The sequence below is a fragment of the Pseudomonas sp. Pseusp97 genome (genome assembly GCF_047304025.1).
Classification (GTDB): domain Bacteria; phylum Pseudomonadota; class Gammaproteobacteria; order Pseudomonadales; family Pseudomonadaceae; genus Pseudomonas.
Map to the genome: position 1 here is coordinate 1 of NZ_JBGLYK010000429.1, position 1,465 is coordinate 1,465.

A 1,465-nucleotide genomic window follows, 5' to 3' on the forward strand; every position below is an offset into this window, starting at 1 on the left:
GGCCCTGGCTGGGCGCGGGTGCCCTCGGTGCGCTGCTGGTCGGTCTGCTGTTCGCCCGGCGCAAGCGCGAGGAAAAACCGGTCGAGATGCCGCCGCTGCGCGCAGCAGCTGCCGAGCCGCTGAAGCCGCTTCCGCAGGCCAAGCCACTGGCGGCTGCCGTCGTGGCTCCGGTTCCGCTGCCGCACCCGGTGGTGGTGGCCACGCCGGAAGCGGGCGTCGCCCGCCTGCCGGCTGCCAGTGCGGACAGCCTGGAAGGCGCGGATATCTACATCGCCTACGGCCGCTTCACCCAGGCCCGCGACATGCTGCGCAAGGCCGTCAATGCCGAGCCGGGCCGCCGCGAGTTGCGCATGAAGCTGCTGCTGGTGCTGGCCGAACTGGGCGATGTGGCAGGCTTCCATGAGGAAGAGCACGCCCTGGTGGCCGCCGGCGGCGATCAGAAGCAGATCGATCAGCTCAAGTCGCGCTATCCGGCCATGATGATCCGCCCGGAAGACACCCTGCAGCCGCCCACCGGCGAGACCCTCACCGACTGGGACGACCTCGAACTGGGAGAACCCGTGAGCACTCCTCTGGAGCAGCCCAAGGCCAGCCAGGAGCAGCCGGATTTCGCCATGAACCTCAGCGACCTGTCGCTGGACCTGGACTGGGACAAGCTCGACAACCCCTTCGAGTCGCCCAGACAGGGCAAGGCTGCACCCAGGGCCGCACAGGAAGTGCCGTCGGACTTCCGCAGCAACCTGCACGAGCTGCCGGAAATCACCGAGCTGGATCTGGGCGAGCATGGCGAGATGTTCGGCCATGGCAGCAAGGCCCAGGTGGATGAAGAGCTGTCCTTCGACCTGCCCGACGACATCAGCCATGAGCATGACGAGTTGCTCGCCAGCCTCGACCGCGCCCGCCAGTGCATCGACCAGGGCAACCTGGAAGAGGCCTACGGCATCCTCAAGCAGGTGATCGCCAGCGGCGACTCCAAGGCCAAGGCCGAAGCGCGCGAACTGCTGGCGCTGATCGCCTGATCCGCAGCCCGCACGAAAAAGCCCGGCCGATGCCGGGTTTTTTCTTGGGCGCAGGAAAGTGAAGGGTGGCCATGCCGGTCGGAGCACCTGCCCGTCTGTAGGAGCGAGCTCGCTCGCGAACCGTCTCCCTGCAAACCCGCCGGCAAACGCCGTTCGCGAGCAAGCTCGCTCCTACAGGTTGCCTGTTTCTTCTGTGCAAGGCTTCGGACCGTAGGGCGCATAACCCGGAACGGAATTTCCGCCGATTGCCTCGCGGCGGATAACGCTGGCGCGTTATGCGCCCTACGATCTGATTGCCCGATCCGCCGTCCGCAAGAAATGGAAGGGCGGGCCATGCCGGCTACAGCACCTGCCCGTCTGTAGGAGCGGGGGGGGGGGGGGGGCGCCGGCGGGGCGCACCCCCCCCCCCACCCCGGGGGCGCGCAGCGGGGGCGGGACGGGGGGGG

Annotated in this window: 1 protein-coding gene; it reads left to right on the forward strand. The window is 68.3% G+C overall.

Features of this window, described 5'->3' with window-relative positions:
- Positions 1–1,019, forward strand: a 1,019-nt coding sequence (locus tag ACCC94_RS29650; RefSeq protein ID WP_413353161.1) for a FimV/HubP family polar landmark protein, incomplete at its 5' end; no start/stop codon positions are given.
- Positions 1,020–1,465: the final 446 nt, after the last annotated feature.